We start from the raw sequence: 16087 nt of genomic DNA on the forward strand, positions 1-16087 counted from the left end.
GTGGATTTTATATATGCATTTCTTGTAGGTGGAGCTATTTGTGTAATTGGACAACTATTGTTAGATTTCGCAAAGTTAACACCAGCTCATTTAATGGCAACTTTTGTAGTCATCGGAGCAGTTTTAGATGGATTTGGATTGTACGATAAACTAATAAAGTTTGCAGGTGCTGGAGCCACAGTCCCTATTACAAGTTTTGGACATTCACTATTGCACGGAGCAATGCATGCGGCAGAAAAACATGGATATTTAGGAATTGGTATTGGCATGTTTAGTTTAACGTCTGCGGGCATTTCCGCAGCAATATTGTTTTCATTTTTTATAGCACTTATATGTAAACCGAAAGGATAAATCAAATGAGACGAAGGGTTGTTTTGGTCACAGATGGAGATGAATATGCAAAGCGGACAATTGAGCTTTTAACAAAGGAATTTGGGGGAAGGTGTATTTCAGCATCACAAAGTAATCCAACCAAATTGACAGGGAAGAAAGTTGTTGAGCTTATTATGCAAACGCCATATGACCCTGTATTTGTCATGTTTGATGATAGTGGATTTATTGGAGAAGGATCTGGTGAAAAGGCTTTAAAATATGTGGCTACCCATAAACAAATTGATGTACTTGGTATTTTAGCGGTAGCGTCTAATACGCATCATTGGGAATGGGCACGTGTAGATGTAAGTGTAGATCGGAACGGGAATTTAACTGAATACGGTGTTGATAAATTTGGTCTTCCAGATGGTGAAATTGGTAGGATTAGCGGAGATACAATCTATTGTTTAGATGATTTAAATGTTCCTGTCATTGTTGGAGTTGGTGATATTGGTAAGATGTGCGGGAACGATGAATGGGAGAGAGGATCACCTATTACAAAGAAAGCAATTCAATTAATTTTGGAAAGGAGTGGGTTTTATGACGAAGCCTAAAAAAGTGGATATTCCTATATCAACTTTCATAAGTGACAATGAAAATTATTTAAAGCAGACAGTTGGACTAGGCGTTACATTCGATGTTGGTATTCGTAAATTTCAAATTTTGAATAAAGAAATTGCTGTATTATTTGTCAATGGACTTTGTGATACAAACTATATTATCCCTATTTTAGAAGAAGCGGTAGATACAAATGAAATTCGGGATGTTGAAGAAGATACGGTGAAGCTTTTAGAAAACCGTTTAATCCATCAGCAAGTAAGTAAAGTAAAAACGATGGATGAAGTAATGGTCCAAGCATTATCAGGACTTATTATTATATTTGTGGAAGGTGAAACGGAAGCGTTCGCAATCGATGTTCGTAGTTATCCAGGACGAACACCGACAGAACCAGATACCGAAAAGGTAGTGCGCGGTGCGAGGGATGGATTTGTTGAGAATATCGTTGTAAATACAGCGTTAATTCGTAGAAGAATTCGAGATCCACGTCTTCGAAATGAAATTATTCGAGTAGGAGATAGATCACAAACGGATATTTGTATTACATACGTTCAAGATGTTGCAAATCCAGACTTAGTAAAGATTATAAAACAAGAATTAAATAACATCGATGTAGATGGAATTACGATGGCGGATAAAACAGTGGAAGAATTTGTTGTAAAGCAAAGCTATAACCCATTCCCACTTATTCGATATACAGAAAGACCAGATGTAGCAGCAAATCATCTACTAGAGGGACATGTTCTTGTTCTTGTTGATACATCGCCAAGTGCTATGATTACACCAACAACATATTTTCACCATTTACAGCATGCAGAAGAGTTTAGACAAAATCCAGCTGTCGGTACATTTTTACGTTGGGTACGTTTCTTAGGTGTTATATTTTCGCTATTTTTATTACCATTTTGGTTAGTATTTGTATTTGATCCAACCCTTTTGCCAGCGAATCTAGCTTTTATTGGACCGAACAAGATGACGCACTTGCCAATATTACTACAAGTATTAATGGCGGAAGTTGGACTTGAGTTTTTAAGGATGGCTGCTATTCATACTCCAACCCCATTATCGTCTGCAGCAGGGTTGATTTCCGCTATATTAATTGGGCAAATTGCAATTGATGTAGGTTTGTTTGTGCCAGAAGTCATTTTGTATGTAGCGGTTTCGATGATTGGTGCATATGCGACACCGAGTTATGAATTAGGATTAGGGAATAAGGTTGGGAAATTGTTTGTTATTATTTTAACAGGTCTCTTCCACGAGATGGGATTTGTAATAGGAATGACAATATTGATTTTATTTTTAACGTCCATAAAGAGTTTACAAACACCATATTTATGGCCGTTTTTACCATTTGATTGGGGAGCATTAACAAAGATTTTACTCCGTCCAACGATGTCTAGTTTAAAAGTACGACCAAGTATTGTACGACCTCAAAATGTAAAAAGACAAAAATAAACGGGATTATACTCCCGTTTATTTTTTTTATAGAAAATTTATTGTTTTTTAACAAAAAACAAACATTTTTTGTGTACACTTAGAGTAGATATTGTGTATGAAAGGGGAAGAGGACATGATTAAATTATTTGTAAGTGATTTAGATGACACGCTCGTTTACGATGTGAATCATATGCAAAAAGAAGATGAACGTGCGCTGTGTTGGTTAGCTGAGAAAGGGACAAATATTTGTTTTGCCTCTGGCCGCTTTACACACAGAATTGATGAAGTTGTAAAAAGGTTTTCGTTCCCATATTACACAACTGGCTTAAATGGAGCGACAATGTTACTTCCAGATGGAAATTTATTTCATGAATCGAGTTTTGAAAATGAGGTTGCCCAGGAAATATATCAATATATACATAAAAAAGGACTAGCGGATATTGTTTGTGCAAATGAGCAGCGATATACAAAAAGGAAGAATGAACATCACCATAATTTTGAAGCGTATATGGGTGTGCATATTGCTGAAATTGAAGCGTTAGAAGAAGAGTTTGGTAAGACTGTACACCCTGCGAAATTGTTTGTTTTTGGAGAAGAAGAGAAAATTGTGACGTTAGATCAAGAGCTACGAGATACGTTTCAAGGAGAAGCAGAAGTTTTTATATCAGGTAAACGCTATGTTGATATTATGCCAAGAGGCGTAAGTAAGGGGAGTGCTCTAAAGCGACTAATGGACCATTTGCAAGTTGAAGCAAATGAAGTTGCTTGTATTGGAGATTCTTTCAATGATATTTCTATGTTCGAAGTAACCCCGCATTCATTTACTCTTCATCATGCCCATCCATATGTAAAGGAGAAAGCAAACCATATTGTGCGTTCGGTTGAAGAAGCTGTTATGAAATTACCGTTACTTGTATAAAAAAAGAAGCCCGTCACTGGCGGGCTTCTTTTTTATTTGAATAAAGATTTAACAAAATCAATGATACTTGAGAAGAAATCTTTCACTTTATCTAGAAAACTTTGTCCTTCTTCAGATCCTAAAAAGGCAGAAACGTGTTCTTTTGCTTTGTTTAATTGACTACCAACTTGATTCCAATCGATGTTTAGATTTTTCATTTTATCAAATAACGATACTAAGTTATCTAACTGTTCATCTGTTAATGTAATACCGAGTTGATCAGCAATTTTTTTAATTAATGAACGTAAATCTTCCGTTGTTTTTGGCTGTTCTTTTGCAATTTCTTCTTTAATTTTTGCAACAAGTTGAACTGCTTTTTCATCACCAATTTTATCACCAAGCTGGGCTGTTTGTACCATTTCTTCATTCGCTACTTTTTTAACTTCTTCAGGAATTTGTTTATTGGACGCAGTTTCATATGCTTTCATTAATCCAGTTAAAGCTGCAGTTCCTGAAACTTTAAAAGGTGCAGTGATTTGAATTTCTGCATCTTTTACACCTGCTGTAATCAAAGCGTTAGTGTACATTGCATCTGTTACCCAGTTAATGTTCTTTGATCGTACAATAAGACCAGATCCTGGTTTTGTGTATGTAATCATAGAAGAAGAAATTGCTCTCGTACCAATTTGTGCTTTTGGAACAATGCCTTCTAGAAATTTATGTTCTTCCGCATTAGATACAGTAATAATTGTAGCATCTTTCGGTGCTTTCATTTCTTTTAACAGATCTTGTTTTTGTTGTTCGGATAAGCTCTCTCCTAGTGTAACAATTGATTCTCCCTCAATGATGTCTGCAAATGAAGCTGTTGGCATCATAAATACCGTTACAGCTAATAGCAGAGCTAGTAATTTCGTTTTCACGAAAAATCGCTCCCTTTCTCTTTCTAAAATTTTCGGGCAACAAAGTTATTATAGTATATATTTCTTATTTGTCACCTAGCTTTTTCCACATTTCAAAAAAGAAGTATCTAGATTGTCGGATTCTTTTTGTTTCTAGTCATGAATGTGGTAATATAGTGCTGAGATAGTTGAAAGGAGACATATACATATGAAAACTTTAGGATACATATTAATGGAAAATGGTGAAAAAATCGAATTGGAATTTTTCCCAGAAGAAGCACCAAAAACAGTAGAAAACTTTAAAAAATTAGCAGAGCAAGGATTTTATGACGGTGTTACATTCCACCGTGTTATTCCTGGCTTCGTAAGCCAAGGTGGAGATCCAACAGGTACAGGTGCAGGTGGCCCAGGTTACTCTATTCCATGTGAAACTGATGGAAACCCTCATAGACACCTTGTAGGATCACTTTCTATGGCTCACGCTGGCCGTAACACAGGCGGTAGCCAATTCTTTGTTGTTCATGAGCCACAGCCACATTTAGATGGCGTTCATACTGTATTTGGTAAAGCAACAAGCGGTATTGAAACAGTATTAAAAATGCGTCAAGGCGATGTAATGAAAGAAGTTAAAGTTTGGGAAGAATAAGGTAAGGAAAAAGAGAGCTTTTGCTCTCTTTTTTATTTTTAAAGCCCATAATACAAGCAGTGTTGCTGCTAAAATATACTGCTTGTGAGAACAAACTCTTAACAAATTACATAGAATACATTACATTATATGTTTCAACAAATATTTTTTGTTATATTAATTTTGCTAGAATTGTACTGCTTTAGGATAACTATTAATGAAGTGATGTTGAATGATATGTTTCTGTTCATTCTATATAAAATTTTCTTTTTTTTACTCTATTTATTAAAGTAATGGTGCTGAAACATACATTTGACTTTCTTCTTTTCGCTTTGTATGATTATCAAGTTGTTTTAGACTCTTCTCACTCTGTTGAAAATATTGTAAAATGAATGTGATATGAAAAGAGTGATTGAGGGGATTACTAGTTTGTAACTTTTGTAAGAAGGGATAAGGGTTATGTTAATTCGTTTTAAAAAAAGTTATGAAAAAATTGCAATGGGGCTTCTTTCGTTTATGCCAACTGAAAAAGATGTGAAAACATTACAATTGACAATGAAAGAATATGAAGCAAAAGATGATTGGCAATTGTATTTGTGGAAAGAAAATGAAGATTTTGTTGGAATAATGGGGATTGTAAAAAAAGAGAACCAAGTATTAGAAATTCAGCATTTGAGTGTGAACCCGTCTCACCGTCATGTGGGGATTGGGACGAAGATGGTTCAAGAGTTAAAGAATAAATTTCTTGAATTTACAATTTGCGGAAATGAGCAAACAGCAAGTTTTTGCAAAAAGTGTAAAGGGCTAGAACAAAATATACATTCGTGAAAGCAGGGATAAGTAGTTTATTATCTCTGCTTTCTTTTTTGTAATTGTTCGTTTCGTTCAGTAATGACCTCTGTTCGATCACGCATAGTATGCTTGTGTATAATATATTCACCTGGGATAGCATTCAAATCTTTCCAAGGGAGGTTTTGTTTTTGACATAACTCTATGCACTGCTTCTCTAACGTTGGATCCGATAAAGGTAAAAATAAAGGTACAAAACGTTCTTTCTTATGGATAGATTGCAATCTTTCATTGAGCAAGGAAATAAGTTGTACTTGATTAATTCCTAAACGTTGTAAAGGCACACCGCTTTTTTCTAAAATTGTGATTGCACTTTTCATCATTTTTGTGGAACCATTCCAGTTAGCACGTCTTTGATGGTATAAAGAAACTGCAATTTGAATGAGACCAACTAAGTAATGATCACGATTTCCTCTTGGTTTTGTCTTCCAGTACTCTTCTAGTATTTCGTGGCATTCAAAATAGTCGTAATCTCCGTGGAAATGAATTAAAAATTGTATGTATTCGGTAGGATACATGTTTTCTCGCCCCTATCTAACGGTTATACATATAAGTGTATCATAGAAATATGAACAATAAACGACTAGGGGATTTCCCCCTAGCCGTTATTGTTCATATTAGCAGAAGCAAGCTGCTCCTACAATAATTAGTAAAATAAACAGTACAACAAGTAATGCGAACCCACCGCTAAAACCACAATCAACGTGACCCATAGTTTTTTGACCTCCTACATTGTTCTTACTACACTGTTATCATATGAAGTGGTGGGCATGATGACATAGGCATCGGTCTATTTTTAATTAAATTTCTTAAAAAGGTTGGATAGAACATGAGTATGCTCTATACTTATGTTGTTATAGAAAAAATGTGGTGGGATGCTTTGTGCAATATAATTTTAAAGTAGAGGCTTTTGAAGGGCCTTTAGATCTATTGTTACATTTAATACATCGTTATGAAATTGACATATATAATATTCCTGTAGCAGATATTACAGAGCAATATTTATCTTATGTGCATACGATGAAAGAACTTCAATTAGATGTTGCAAGTGAGTATTTAGTAATGGCCGCAACGTTATTACAAATTAAAAGTAAAATGTTGTTGCCGAAACATGAGGAAGATGTACTTGATAACGGTGATGATTTTATAGATGATCCTCGTCAAGAATTGATGGAGAGGTTAATTGAATATAAGAAATATAAGCAAGTTGCTACTGAGTTAAAAGAAAGAGAACAAGAAAGAGCACAGCTATATACACGTCCACCAATTGACTTTACATCGTTGCAACAAGAAGAGGAGACAAGCTTGCCTCTTGATGTTACGTTATATGATATGCTAGCGGCATTTCAAAAACTAATGCGCCGTAAAAAGGCAAAAAAACCTGTAACAACACGTATTACTCGTCAAGAAATACCAATTGCACAGCGAATGACTGATATTTTAAAGCAGTTAAAAATAAAGGGTGGTCGCCAAAGTTTTTATGATTTGTTTGTTGATGATGAACGTGAAGTAATGGTTGTAACATTTTTAGCAGTTCTGGAACTAATGAAAAATCAACAAATCATAATTGAGCAAGAACATAATTTTGATGAAATTTTCGTATCAAGCTCTAATAAATCTGCATAGAGCAAGTATGTGAAAACGGGATAGAAACACTTTATCTCATGCTATGTTTTAATGTATCGTTTGGAACAAGAGAAAAAATATTGAACCGAACGCATTGATTGTGATTCGGTTTTTTGATGTGTATTTTTATTGGAAAATAGAAGGAAGGAGCTCGTGAAATGGATAGGAAAGAACAAAAGTCAATCATTGAAGGTCTTTTATTTGTTTCTGGTGATGAAGGGATTTATCCAGAACAAATAGCGAAAGTTCTTGAAATTGAAATGAATGAAGTAATTAATATTTTAGAAGAAATGCAACAAGAATGTGAAGGTGCACACCGCGGTTTGCAAATTGTACAGTATGCAAAAGTATACCGTTTTGCTACAAAGAAAGAACATGCTTCATATTATCAAAAATTAATAGATACACCAACAGCTGCTTCGCTCTCTCAAGCTGCCCTTGAAACGTTAGCGATTGTTGCATATCGTCAACCAATCACAAGGACTGAAATGGAAGAGATTAGAGGAGTTAAAACCGATAAGGCGTTACAAACATTGGTTTCACATTTACTTATAAAAGAAATGGGAAGAGCAGAAGGACCAGGGCGTCCTATTTTATATGGAACAACAAAAGAGTTTTTGGACACATTTGGATTGAAAACATTAGATGATTTACCACCGCTTTCTGAAGAGAATGAACAAATGAATGAAGCGGATTTATTCTTCGGTTCCTTACAAGAGATATCGAAATAAAAGCTTAGCATTTTGCTAAGCTTTTTTTGTATATCAATTATTTACAGTGCCATACTAAATGAAAAAAGGAGACGAGTTATGAGAGGTATACGGATCATTCTAGTATTAGTTTCTGTTTTATTATGCTTTTCTTTAAATAGCGCATCAGCTAAAAGGTATATGATGTCTATTCATACTACGTCTCCTTTACATATGCAACGGCAGCATCTTAGTAAAATGAAAGTGAGCTTTTTAAAAGTGGGGCAAGGTGATGCAACACTTATCATATTGCCGAACGGACAAACAATGTTAATTGATGGAGGACCTTATGAAGCAGGAGAGGTTATTATTCAAAAATTAATTGAGAAAGGGATTAATCATTTAGATGTAATTGTTAGTACGCATCCCGATATGGATCATATAGGGGGATTAATTCCAATTGTAGAGCAAATGCCGGTATCGCTTATATTAGATAGTGGAAAAACATATAGTTCTCTTACTTATCATACGTATCGGAGTAATATTAAAAAAAGAGGGATACCTTTCGTTTCAGTAAAGGAAGGACAATACATACCGCTGGATCCACATGTTTCTATACAAGTATTAAACAATGGGAAATCAAAAGATGAAAATAATGAATCCTCAATTGTTTTAAAGGTGCGATATGGAAAAGCGGATTTTTTATTAATGGGTGACGCGGATGTACGGACAGAACATGAAATATTAAAACAATTTGATGTACATGCAGATGTGTTAAAAGTGGGGCATCACGGCTCATATACTTCAACAAGTGAAACGTTTATAAAAAAAGTGGAACCGCAGTTTGCTATTTTGTCTTACGGGAGTAGTAATCCGTATGGACATCCTCACCAAAGTGTAGTGAAACGCTTAAAGAGACACGGTATAATGTTATATAGAACGAATAAACGTACAGTAGAAATAGAAACAGATGGTGAACATATTATGTTAGAGTCTAGCGGGTTAATGCCATTGTTAAAGTGATTTCTATAGTAGAGGTGAATACTGTCCCTTTTTGGAAAAATGAATAATATATATTATAATTATAAGGGACGTAAGAAATTTCCTTTTCAGTTCAATAAAAAGGAAATTTCATTAGAATGTCTAGACAACTACTCGTGCATATATTAAGATGGAATTAGGCGAATAAGGTAATAATAACAAGTAGGTATTTCATGGGAAAGGATCGATGAAAATGAAAACGCAAATTGTCATCAATGCCAAAATTTACACAGGTCAAGAAGTAGTGGAAAACGGATTTATTCGTTACGCAGAAACCATTAAAGAAATTGGTTTGATGGCTCAATATGTACCGCAAGAAAATGAAACTGTTTTTGATGCTACAGGGAAGATTGTAATTCCAGGTATGATCGATGTTCATATTCATGGTGGATACGATATTGATGCGATGGATGCAAATAGCGATGGGTTAGTAACTCTAGGTAAAGAGATGTTAAAAGAAGGAGTTACAACTTACTTCCCGACAACAATGACACAAGCTCCAGAGGCAATTGAAGCAGCGCTAACTGCTGCGAAAGAAGCAAAAGAAAAAGGAGCACATTTCGAATATATTCATTTAGAAGGACCTTATGTTTCAAAGAAACGTGCAGGTGCACAACCGCTTGAACATATCGTTCCTGCGAGTATTGATCAATTTAAACAATGGCAAGAAGCAAGTGGGAATTTGATTAAACTAGTAACATATGCGCCAGAAGAAGAGGGAGCATTAGAGTTTGAACAATATCTTGCTGAAACTGGTGTAGTTGGCACAATGGGGCATACAGATGCAATTGATGCGCAACTAAAAAATAGAAATATTACACATGCGACACACTTATACAATCAAATGCGTGGATTACATCACCGTGAACCAGGAGTTGTTGGTCATGTGTTGTTAAATCCAGATGTAATGGTTGAAGTAATTACAGATGGTATTCATATTCACCCTGATATGGTGAAATTAGCATATAAGTTAAAAGGACCGAAAAAAGTAAGTGTTATTACTGACGCAATGCGCGCAAAAGGTCTTGAAGATGGATTATATGAGCTTGGCGGACAGCCAGTACATGTAAAAGATGGTAGTGCTCGATTAGAAGATGGAACGTTAGCTGGTAGTATTCTAAAAATGGATCAAGCTTTCCGAAATGTAATTGAATTTACAGGTTGTTCAATCGAAGACGCAGTACTGATGACATCAGTGAACCAAGCAGAAGAGTTTGGGTTAAATAATAAAGGTGCACTAGATGTAGGGAAAGATGCAGACTTTGTTGTGATGACGGAAGATTTACATGTATATGATACGGTTCGTTTAGGAACTCATATGAAGGAAGGGAAGTAATTAAATGAATATTCTTGTTGTAAAAACTTCAGAAGAATTAGCAGAAGCAGGTTATAAATTAATTGAAGAAGTAGTAAAAGGAAAAGAAAATCCAACATTAGGAATGGCTACAGGAAGCTCTCCATTAGGTATTTATGCAGAAATGCGAAAAAATAAACTTGATACAAGCCGTGTAACCACTGTAAACTTAGATGAGTACGTAAATTTACCACATGAAGATAAAAACAGCTATCATTATTTCATGCAAGAACAGTTGTTTGATCATCTTCCATTTAAACAAACTTATGTACCAAACGGGATGGCAAGTGATTTAGAGGAAGAGTGCAAACGTTATGAGGGCATTCTAGCTGCTAACCCAGTTGACCTACAGATTCTTGGAATCGGTGAAAACGGTCACATCGGATTTAACGAGCCAGGAACGCTGTTTAATTCTCCAACAAACATTGTTGAATTAACAGAATCTACACGCCAAGCAAACCTTCGTTTCTTCGAAAAAGAAGAAGATGTGCCAACTCATGCAATTACAATGGGAATTGGAAGCATTATGAAAGCGAAACAAATTCTATTAGTTGCTATGGGTTCTAAAAAGGCAGAAGCTGTGAAAGAGTTATTGCAAGGTGAATATAGTGAAGAGTGTCCGGCTACAGTTTTACAACATCATCCGAATGTAACCGTAATCGCTGATCAAGAAGCTCTATCTTTATGCAGTGAGGCGATTGCTGATGAACATCGACAAGTATTCACCATTTCCGATCTATTATCAGATTCAAGAGTGGGTGAAACAGCTAATTGAGGACGGCGAATGGAAGCCGGGAGATAAAATCCCATCTGAGAATGAACTTTGTGATAAGTTCGAAGTGAGTCGTATGACAATCAGACAGGCGATTAATAATTTAGTGGAACAAGGCTATTTATATCGGAAGCGTGGAATTGGAACATTTGTCCAACTCCCGAAAGTGGAACAGAAATTGCAAGGAATGACTGGATTCACAGAAGACATGATTTCTCGTGGGATGAACCCAAGTAGTCAATTACTTAGTTTCCGCCTAGTTCCAGCTACTGCTAAAATAGCAGACCGGTTGAGAATACAGGAGGGGGAATCGGTTTATGAAGTGAGGCGTATTCGCTTAGCTGATGATGAACCGATTGCTTTTGAGACGACATATTTGTCGCCAGCTCTTGTAAAAGATATTAACGAAGAGATATTGCAACAATCTTTATATGAACATTTAGAGAAAAAACTGGGCTTTAAACTTGTTAGTGCTACTCAGTCAATTGAAGCTTCCGTTGCGACGGAAAATGAAGCTGAACATCTGCATATTCCTAAAAAGGCGCCTGTACTTGTAATGCGTCAATGGTCATATTCAGAAGGTGAGATACCGCTAGAGTACGTGAAATGTATTTATCGTGGAGATCGTTATAAATTTATTACGAATATCGCACGTAACAAATAGTATATTTCAGTTTGTGAAGTACAGTGGAATTGAAAATGGTTAACATGTAAAGAAATAAAAATACGACTCATCCTTATAAGGAGTGAGTCGTATTTTTATTATGAGCGATTACGTGGTTAACAGCATCTTTGACGTGATTTACTACATAGTGAGCATGTTTTTTTACTGCTTCATCTGCTTGCGACATAGCAAAACTGTGAGGAGTTAAAGAAAACATAGGAATATCATTGTAAGAATCTCCTATACAAGCAATTTCCTCAGGTTTTAATTGAAACTCATTTAATAAAACAGAAATGGCAGAGCCTTTACTAACATTCGGTGGCATTACATCTAAACATTGTTCTGCTGAGATGAAAGTACTAACTTTCCCGTGGAATTTTTCATCAATTTTTTTCTGAAGGAGTTGTAAGCTCTCTTTTGTTCCACCGACAGAAATTTTATTTGGGAAAATTGTATCATCAATCTTCTGTAATAAGTTTGGTTCCTCAACAGAAGTCATAGTCACTTGTTGTTCAAGTTCTTGAATAAAAGGTGTTTTCTCTTCAATATAATAATTATGCTCATCACTTACATAACGGAAATAAGGATCTTCATTCGTCATAGCTAACAAATCGGGAAGTATGCTGGAATCAAAGGTTGCAGATAATAGTTGTTTATTTTCATGAGTATATACAAAAACACCATTTACACTAATGCGATGAAAATTTGTATTTACAGCTTTCATTAAGTCTGCAATTTCATTATCAAGTCTTCCGGAAGCGAAGCAAAGAATAACATTTTGCTCGGCAAGGCTGCGAAGTGCCGCGACATCTTGTTCATCAATAAGACCTCCGTGTTGCATCATTGTACCATCGATATCACTTACAAACATTTTAATCATGCTGCTATCTCCTTTCTATGTACAGTTGCTCTTACATTATACGCATCATATATAAACATGTCTAAAAAATGAATTTTTATTAAATGGCAGATGTTTTACATTGACGACAAAGAAGAATATTCTGTAACATAAAAGTAGGCTATTTAAGTACGAGGGTGGTGTTATATGAGTAATTATCTAGAAATTAAAAAAGTTTTAAATAATAATGTTATCATTGCTAGCCATCCTGAACACGAGGAAGTAGTAGTGATTGGTAAAGGAATTGGATTTGGGAAAAAAGCGAAGGATGTATTGGAGCAAGAACAAATCGAAAAAATGTTTGTCTTAAAAAATGAACGTGATCGTGAACAATATAAATTATTAGTGCCGCATGTTAGTGAAAAATTAATTGAATTGATGAATGATATTATGTTGTACATTCAAGGAAAAGCGAAATCTCCACTAAATGAACATATTCATATTGCGTTAACAGATCATATTTCATTTGCGATTAAAAGGTTAAAACAAGGACTTACAATTGATAATCCTTTTTTAGTTGAAACAAAAATGCTCTATCCAGAGGAATATGAAATTGCGGAAGGTGTTGTAGAACTTTTAAATTCTCGTTTGCAAATTACATTGCCAGAAGGAGAAATCGGTTTTATTGCACTCCATATTTACAGTTCGCTTACAAATTCGGATTTATCTTCAGTTAATCAAAACTCCCGTCTCATTGCACAACTTGTATCTTTAATTGAGACGAACTTACAAATTACATTAGATCAAGAAAGTATTCATTATTTACGCCTTCTTCGTCATCTTCAATATGCTATTGAGAGGGTGAAAAAAGGAGAAAAAGTAGAGGAGTCGCAAAGTTTTGCTGATTTATTAAAGGCGGAATATCCAGTATGCTATAACTTAGCTTGGAAGCTAGTTAAGGTCATGCAAAAAGAATTGCAACTTCCTGTATATGAAGCAGAAAGCATTTATTTAACGATGCATTTGCAACGCTTAGTAAAGGCAGAGCATGTGTAAAAAGACATATATTTTTGTCTAAAATGAAAACGTTAAAAAAAATCATTGAATCGCTTACAATAGTTATGTATAATAACTATTGCAAAGTTATACAATTTTCGACAAACACATTAAGAGAAATTACGAAAACGCTTGCCTTAATTATAGTGAACTTATACGTAAACCTATTTTTGACACGTGTTACTGATTCGATCAGGCATGAGTGGAGAAAAGTAAGGAATGTAAGCTAGAGAAAGGGATATACTACCCTTTGTATAGCTATCGTTCTATCTTTTTTTCCTCATGCCTTTTTTGGCGTTTGTCGAAAGGTATCAATATAGATAAGAGAGGAAGGGTTTCCATGTTTAAGAATATCTTTGGTGTTCTTCAAAAAGTCGGGAAAGCGCTTATGCTTCCAGTAGCGATTTTACCGGCGGCAGGTATTTTACTTGGATTTGGTAATGCATTTCAAAATCCACAGTTAACAAATGTTATTCCTGCTTTAAAAGCAGATTGGTTCGTAATGGTTGCAAAAATTATGGAACAATCTGGTGATATTATTTTCGCTAACCTTGCATTATTATTCGCAGTTGGGGTAGCAATTGGTTTAGCTGGTGGAGACGGAGTAGCTGGTTTAGCTGCATTCGTTGGTTACTTAATTATGAACAAAACGATGAGTGTGTTCTTAGAAGTAGATAAGCTAGTGAAAGTAACAAGTTCTGGAGCAGATCCAGTAAAAATTGGATTTGCAGATCCTGCATATGCCAATGTATTAGGAATTCCAACACTGCAAACAGGAGTATTCGGTGGTATTATCGTCGGTATAGTGGCGGCATATTGCTATAATAAATACTTCAACATTGAATTACCATCATACTTAGGTTTCTTTGCAGGTAAGCGTTTCGTACCGATCGCAACTGCAACATTCTCTTTAATAGTAGGTATTATCATGTGCTTCGTTTGGCCATACATCCAAGGTGGCTTAAATACGTTCTCACATCAAATGATTGATGCAAATAGAACAATCGCAGCATTTATATTCGGTTTAATTGAACGTTCATTAATTCCATTTGGATTACATCACATTTTCTATTCACCGTTCTGGTTTGAATTCGGTCAGTATACAAATGCAGCTGGCGAATTAATCCGTGGTGACCAAAAAATCTTTATGGCACAGTTAAAAGACGGTGTAGAATTAACAGCAGGTACATTTACAACTGGTAAGTATCCGTTCATGATGTTCGGTCTTCCAGCAGCAGCTTTAGCAATGTACCATGAAGCACGTCCAGAAAATAAAAAATTAGCAGCTGGTATTTTAGGTTCTGCTGCATTAACATCTTTCTTAACAGGTATTACAGAGCCACTTGAATTTTCATTCTTATTTGTAGCGCCAGTATTATTCGGAATTCACGCTGTATTTGCTGGTCTATCATTTATGACAATGCAAATTTTAGGCGTTAAAATTGGTATGACATTCTCTGGTGGTTTAATTGACTTCCTATTATTCGGTGTACTACCAGGCCGTACAGCATGGTGGTGGGTAATTATTGTTGGTCTTGTACTAGCAGTTATTTACTACTTCGGATTCCGCTTTGCAATCCGTAAATGGAATCTAAAAACACCTGGTCGTGAAGAGGCAAATGCGAATGACGGTGCAGGAAAAGCAGAAGCAGGCGAACTTCCTCGTGAAGTATTAGTAGCACTTGGTGGTAAAGAAAACATTGCTTCTTTAGATGCTTGTATTACTCGTTTGCGTGTTCAAGTTAACGAACAACAGAATGTAAACAAAGATCGCTTAAAAGAACTTGGAGCAGCTGGTGTACTTGAAGTTGGAAATAACATTCAAGCTATTTTCGGACCGAAATCTGACACATTAAAATCACAAATTCATGATATTATGTCAGGTCGTACACCTCATGTTGAAAAAGAAGAACCTGTAAAAGTGGAAGAAACTCCTCAAAAAGTTGATGAAAATGAAACAATTGTATCACCAATTGAAGGGAAAATCTTACCGATTACAGAAGTACCTGACCAAGTATTCTCAGGAAAAATGATGGGAGACGGATTTGCAATTGAGCCAACTGAAGGAACAGTAGTTTCTCCAGTTAACGGTGAGATTGTCAATGTATTCCCTACAAAGCATGCAATTGGTATTCAATCTGAGGGCGGAAAAGAAATTTTAATCCACTTCGGTATTGATACTGTGAAATTAAATGGTGAAGGTTTTGAAGCACTTGTAGCACAAGGCGACAAGGTGAAACAAGGACAACCATTATTAAAAGTAGATCTTGCATTTGTAAAAGAAAATGCACCATCTATCATTACACCAATTGTATTTACAAACTTACAACAAGGACAACAAGTCGAATTGAAAAAAGATGGAAATGTTAAGAAGGGCGAAAACGCTATTATTGACATTCAGTAGGAATT

Annotated in this window: 18 protein-coding genes; 14 read left to right on the top strand and 4 right to left on the bottom strand. The window is 35.4% G+C overall.

The window, feature by feature from the left end:
- The 4 genes from spoVAE to COK05_RS21285 all read left to right on the top strand — a co-directional run bounded on the left by spoVAE (position 1) and on the right by COK05_RS21285 (position 3286).
- Complete coding sequence (gene spoVAE / locus COK05_RS21270) at positions 1–351, top strand: stage V sporulation protein AE (protein WP_098614141.1); 351 nt, start codon at positions 1–3, stop codon at positions 349–351.
- 5 nt (positions 352–356) lie between these two features.
- A complete protein-coding gene (locus COK05_RS21275; RefSeq protein ID WP_001254415.1) occupies positions 357–926 on the top strand; it encodes a stage V sporulation protein AE in 570 nt (189 codons plus the stop codon).
- A complete protein-coding gene (gene spoVAF, locus COK05_RS21280; protein ID WP_098614142.1) occupies positions 913–2385 on the top strand; it encodes a spore germination protein SpoVAF in 1473 nt (490 codons plus the stop codon). The genes COK05_RS21275 and spoVAF overlap by 14 nt, the downstream gene beginning before the upstream one ends.
- A gap of 97 nt (positions 2386–2482) precedes the next feature.
- Positions 2483–3286, top strand: coding sequence for a Cof-type HAD-IIB family hydrolase (locus COK05_RS21285; protein ID WP_141539197.1), 804 nt, complete (start codon positions 2483–2485; stop codon positions 3284–3286).
- A gap of 32 nt (positions 3287–3318) precedes the next feature.
- Here COK05_RS21285 and COK05_RS21290 read toward each other — a convergent pair whose 3' ends face one another.
- Positions 3319–4185, bottom strand: coding sequence for a DUF1002 domain-containing protein (locus COK05_RS21290; protein WP_098614144.1), 867 nt, complete (start codon positions 4183–4185; stop codon positions 3319–3321).
- A gap of 187 nt (positions 4186–4372) precedes the next feature.
- Between COK05_RS21290 and COK05_RS21295 the strand changes: the two genes are divergently transcribed.
- Together COK05_RS21295 and ribT are read left to right on the top strand one after the other, a co-directional pair.
- The gene (locus COK05_RS21295; RefSeq protein ID WP_016080395.1) at positions 4373–4810 is read left to right on the top strand and encodes a peptidylprolyl isomerase; all 438 of its coding nucleotides are present in this window, start codon (positions 4373–4375) and stop codon (positions 4808–4810) included.
- A 438-nt stretch (positions 4811–5248) separates the two neighbouring features.
- Positions 5249–5617 carry a GNAT family N-acetyltransferase RibT gene (ribT, locus tag COK05_RS21305; protein ID WP_098614145.1) on the top strand — a complete coding sequence of 123 codons (369 nt, stop codon included), beginning with the start codon at positions 5249–5251 and terminating at the stop codon, positions 5615–5617.
- Between the two features lie 20 nt (positions 5618–5637).
- Here ribT and COK05_RS21310 read toward each other — a convergent pair whose 3' ends face one another.
- Both COK05_RS21310 and COK05_RS21315 read right to left on the bottom strand, forming a co-directional pair.
- On the bottom strand, positions 5638–6156 hold the full coding sequence (locus tag COK05_RS21310) for a DUF309 domain-containing protein (protein ID WP_098614146.1): 519 nt from the start codon (positions 6154–6156) through the stop codon (positions 5638–5640).
- Positions 6157–6255: 99 nt separating this feature from the next.
- On the bottom strand, positions 6256–6351 hold the full coding sequence (locus tag COK05_RS21315; protein ID WP_000510194.1) for a YjcZ family sporulation protein: 96 nt from the start codon (positions 6349–6351) through the stop codon (positions 6256–6258).
- Between the two features lie 169 nt (positions 6352–6520).
- Between COK05_RS21315 and scpA the strand changes: the two genes are divergently transcribed.
- From scpA to COK05_RS21350, 6 genes are all read left to right on the top strand, one after another.
- Positions 6521–7264 carry a segregation/condensation protein A gene (scpA, locus tag COK05_RS21320; RefSeq protein WP_098614147.1) on the top strand — a complete coding sequence of 248 codons (744 nt, stop codon included), beginning with the start codon at positions 6521–6523 and terminating at the stop codon, positions 7262–7264.
- A 158-nt stretch (positions 7265–7422) separates the two neighbouring features.
- Positions 7423–7995 carry a segregation/condensation protein ScpB gene (gene scpB, locus COK05_RS21330; protein WP_098614148.1) on the top strand — a complete coding sequence of 191 codons (573 nt, stop codon included), beginning with the start codon at positions 7423–7425 and terminating at the stop codon, positions 7993–7995.
- A 78-nt stretch (positions 7996–8073) separates the two neighbouring features.
- Positions 8074–8976 (top strand): ComEC/Rec2 family competence protein, encoded by a 903-nt coding sequence (locus COK05_RS21335; RefSeq protein ID WP_098614149.1) that lies wholly within the window; start codon positions 8074–8076, stop codon positions 8974–8976.
- A 211-nt stretch (positions 8977–9187) separates the two neighbouring features.
- Complete coding sequence (nagA, locus tag COK05_RS21340) at positions 9188–10330, top strand: N-acetylglucosamine-6-phosphate deacetylase (protein ID WP_098614181.1); 1143 nt, start codon at positions 9188–9190, stop codon at positions 10328–10330.
- Positions 10331–10334: 4 nt separating this feature from the next.
- Positions 10335–11123 (top strand): glucosamine-6-phosphate deaminase, encoded by a 789-nt coding sequence (gene nagB, locus COK05_RS21345; protein ID WP_098614150.1) that lies wholly within the window; start codon positions 10335–10337, stop codon positions 11121–11123.
- The gene (locus tag COK05_RS21350; RefSeq protein ID WP_014894892.1) at positions 11053–11784 is read left to right on the top strand and encodes a GntR family transcriptional regulator; all 732 of its coding nucleotides are present in this window, start codon (positions 11053–11055) and stop codon (positions 11782–11784) included. Before nagB ends, COK05_RS21350 begins: the two co-directional genes overlap by 71 nt.
- A gap of 73 nt (positions 11785–11857) precedes the next feature.
- Here the strand turns inward: COK05_RS21350 and COK05_RS21355 are convergent, their stop codons facing one another.
- Complete coding sequence (locus COK05_RS21355; RefSeq protein ID WP_098614151.1) at positions 11858–12664, bottom strand: HAD family hydrolase; 807 nt, start codon at positions 12662–12664, stop codon at positions 11858–11860.
- A 165-nt stretch (positions 12665–12829) separates the two neighbouring features.
- Here COK05_RS21355 and glcT point away from each other — a divergent pair, with 165 nt between their 5' ends.
- The gene (gene glcT, locus COK05_RS21360) at positions 12830–13678 is read left to right on the top strand and encodes a glucose PTS transporter transcription antiterminator GlcT (protein ID WP_098614152.1); all 849 of its coding nucleotides are present in this window, start codon (positions 12830–12832) and stop codon (positions 13676–13678) included.
- Positions 13679–14018: 340 nt separating this feature from the next.
- Positions 14019–16082, top strand: coding sequence for a PTS glucose transporter subunit IIABC (gene ptsG / locus COK05_RS21365; protein WP_098614153.1), 2064 nt, complete (start codon positions 14019–14021; stop codon positions 16080–16082).
- The last annotated feature ends 5 nt before the right edge of the window (positions 16083–16087 follow it).

Origin of the sequence: Bacillus cereus (assembly GCF_002567495.1) — a bacterium.
Lineage (GTDB): Bacteria > Bacillota > Bacilli > Bacillales > Bacillaceae_G > Bacillus_A > Bacillus_A cereus_AQ.

Excerpts from the sequence above, each read along its gene's own strand:
- glcT (WP_098614152.1), top strand. The coding sequence starts at position 12,830 with ATGAGTAATTATCTAGAAATTAAAAAAGTTTTAAATAATAATGTTATC.
- COK05_RS21310 (WP_098614146.1), bottom strand. The coding sequence starts at position 6,156 with ATGTATCCTACCGAATACATACAATTTTTAATTCATTTCCACGGAGAT.
- COK05_RS21355 (WP_098614151.1), bottom strand. The coding sequence starts at position 12,664 with ATGATTAAAATGTTTGTAAGTGATATCGATGGTACAATGATGCAACAC.
- COK05_RS21295 (WP_016080395.1), top strand. The coding sequence starts at position 4,373 with ATGAAAACTTTAGGATACATATTAATGGAAAATGGTGAAAAAATCGAA.
- COK05_RS21350 (WP_014894892.1), top strand. The coding sequence starts at position 11,053 with ATGAACATCGACAAGTATTCACCATTTCCGATCTATTATCAGATTCAA.
- nagA (WP_098614181.1), top strand. The coding sequence starts at position 9,188 with ATGAAAACGCAAATTGTCATCAATGCCAAAATTTACACAGGTCAAGAA.
- COK05_RS21335 (WP_098614149.1), top strand. The coding sequence starts at position 8,074 with ATGAGAGGTATACGGATCATTCTAGTATTAGTTTCTGTTTTATTATGC.
- COK05_RS21315 (WP_000510194.1), bottom strand. The coding sequence starts at position 6,351 with ATGGGTCACGTTGATTGTGGTTTTAGCGGTGGGTTCGCATTACTTGTT.
- scpB (WP_098614148.1), top strand. The coding sequence starts at position 7,423 with ATGGATAGGAAAGAACAAAAGTCAATCATTGAAGGTCTTTTATTTGTT.
- COK05_RS21275 (WP_001254415.1), top strand. The coding sequence starts at position 357 with ATGAGACGAAGGGTTGTTTTGGTCACAGATGGAGATGAATATGCAAAG.
- ribT (WP_098614145.1), top strand. The coding sequence starts at position 5,249 with ATGTTAATTCGTTTTAAAAAAAGTTATGAAAAAATTGCAATGGGGCTT.
- ptsG (WP_098614153.1), top strand. The coding sequence starts at position 14,019 with ATGTTTAAGAATATCTTTGGTGTTCTTCAAAAAGTCGGGAAAGCGCTT.
- COK05_RS21285 (WP_141539197.1), top strand. The coding sequence starts at position 2,483 with ATGAAAGGGGAAGAGGACATGATTAAATTATTTGTAAGTGATTTAGAT.
- spoVAF (WP_098614142.1), top strand. The coding sequence starts at position 913 with ATGACGAAGCCTAAAAAAGTGGATATTCCTATATCAACTTTCATAAGT.
- nagB (WP_098614150.1), top strand. The coding sequence starts at position 10,335 with ATGAATATTCTTGTTGTAAAAACTTCAGAAGAATTAGCAGAAGCAGGT.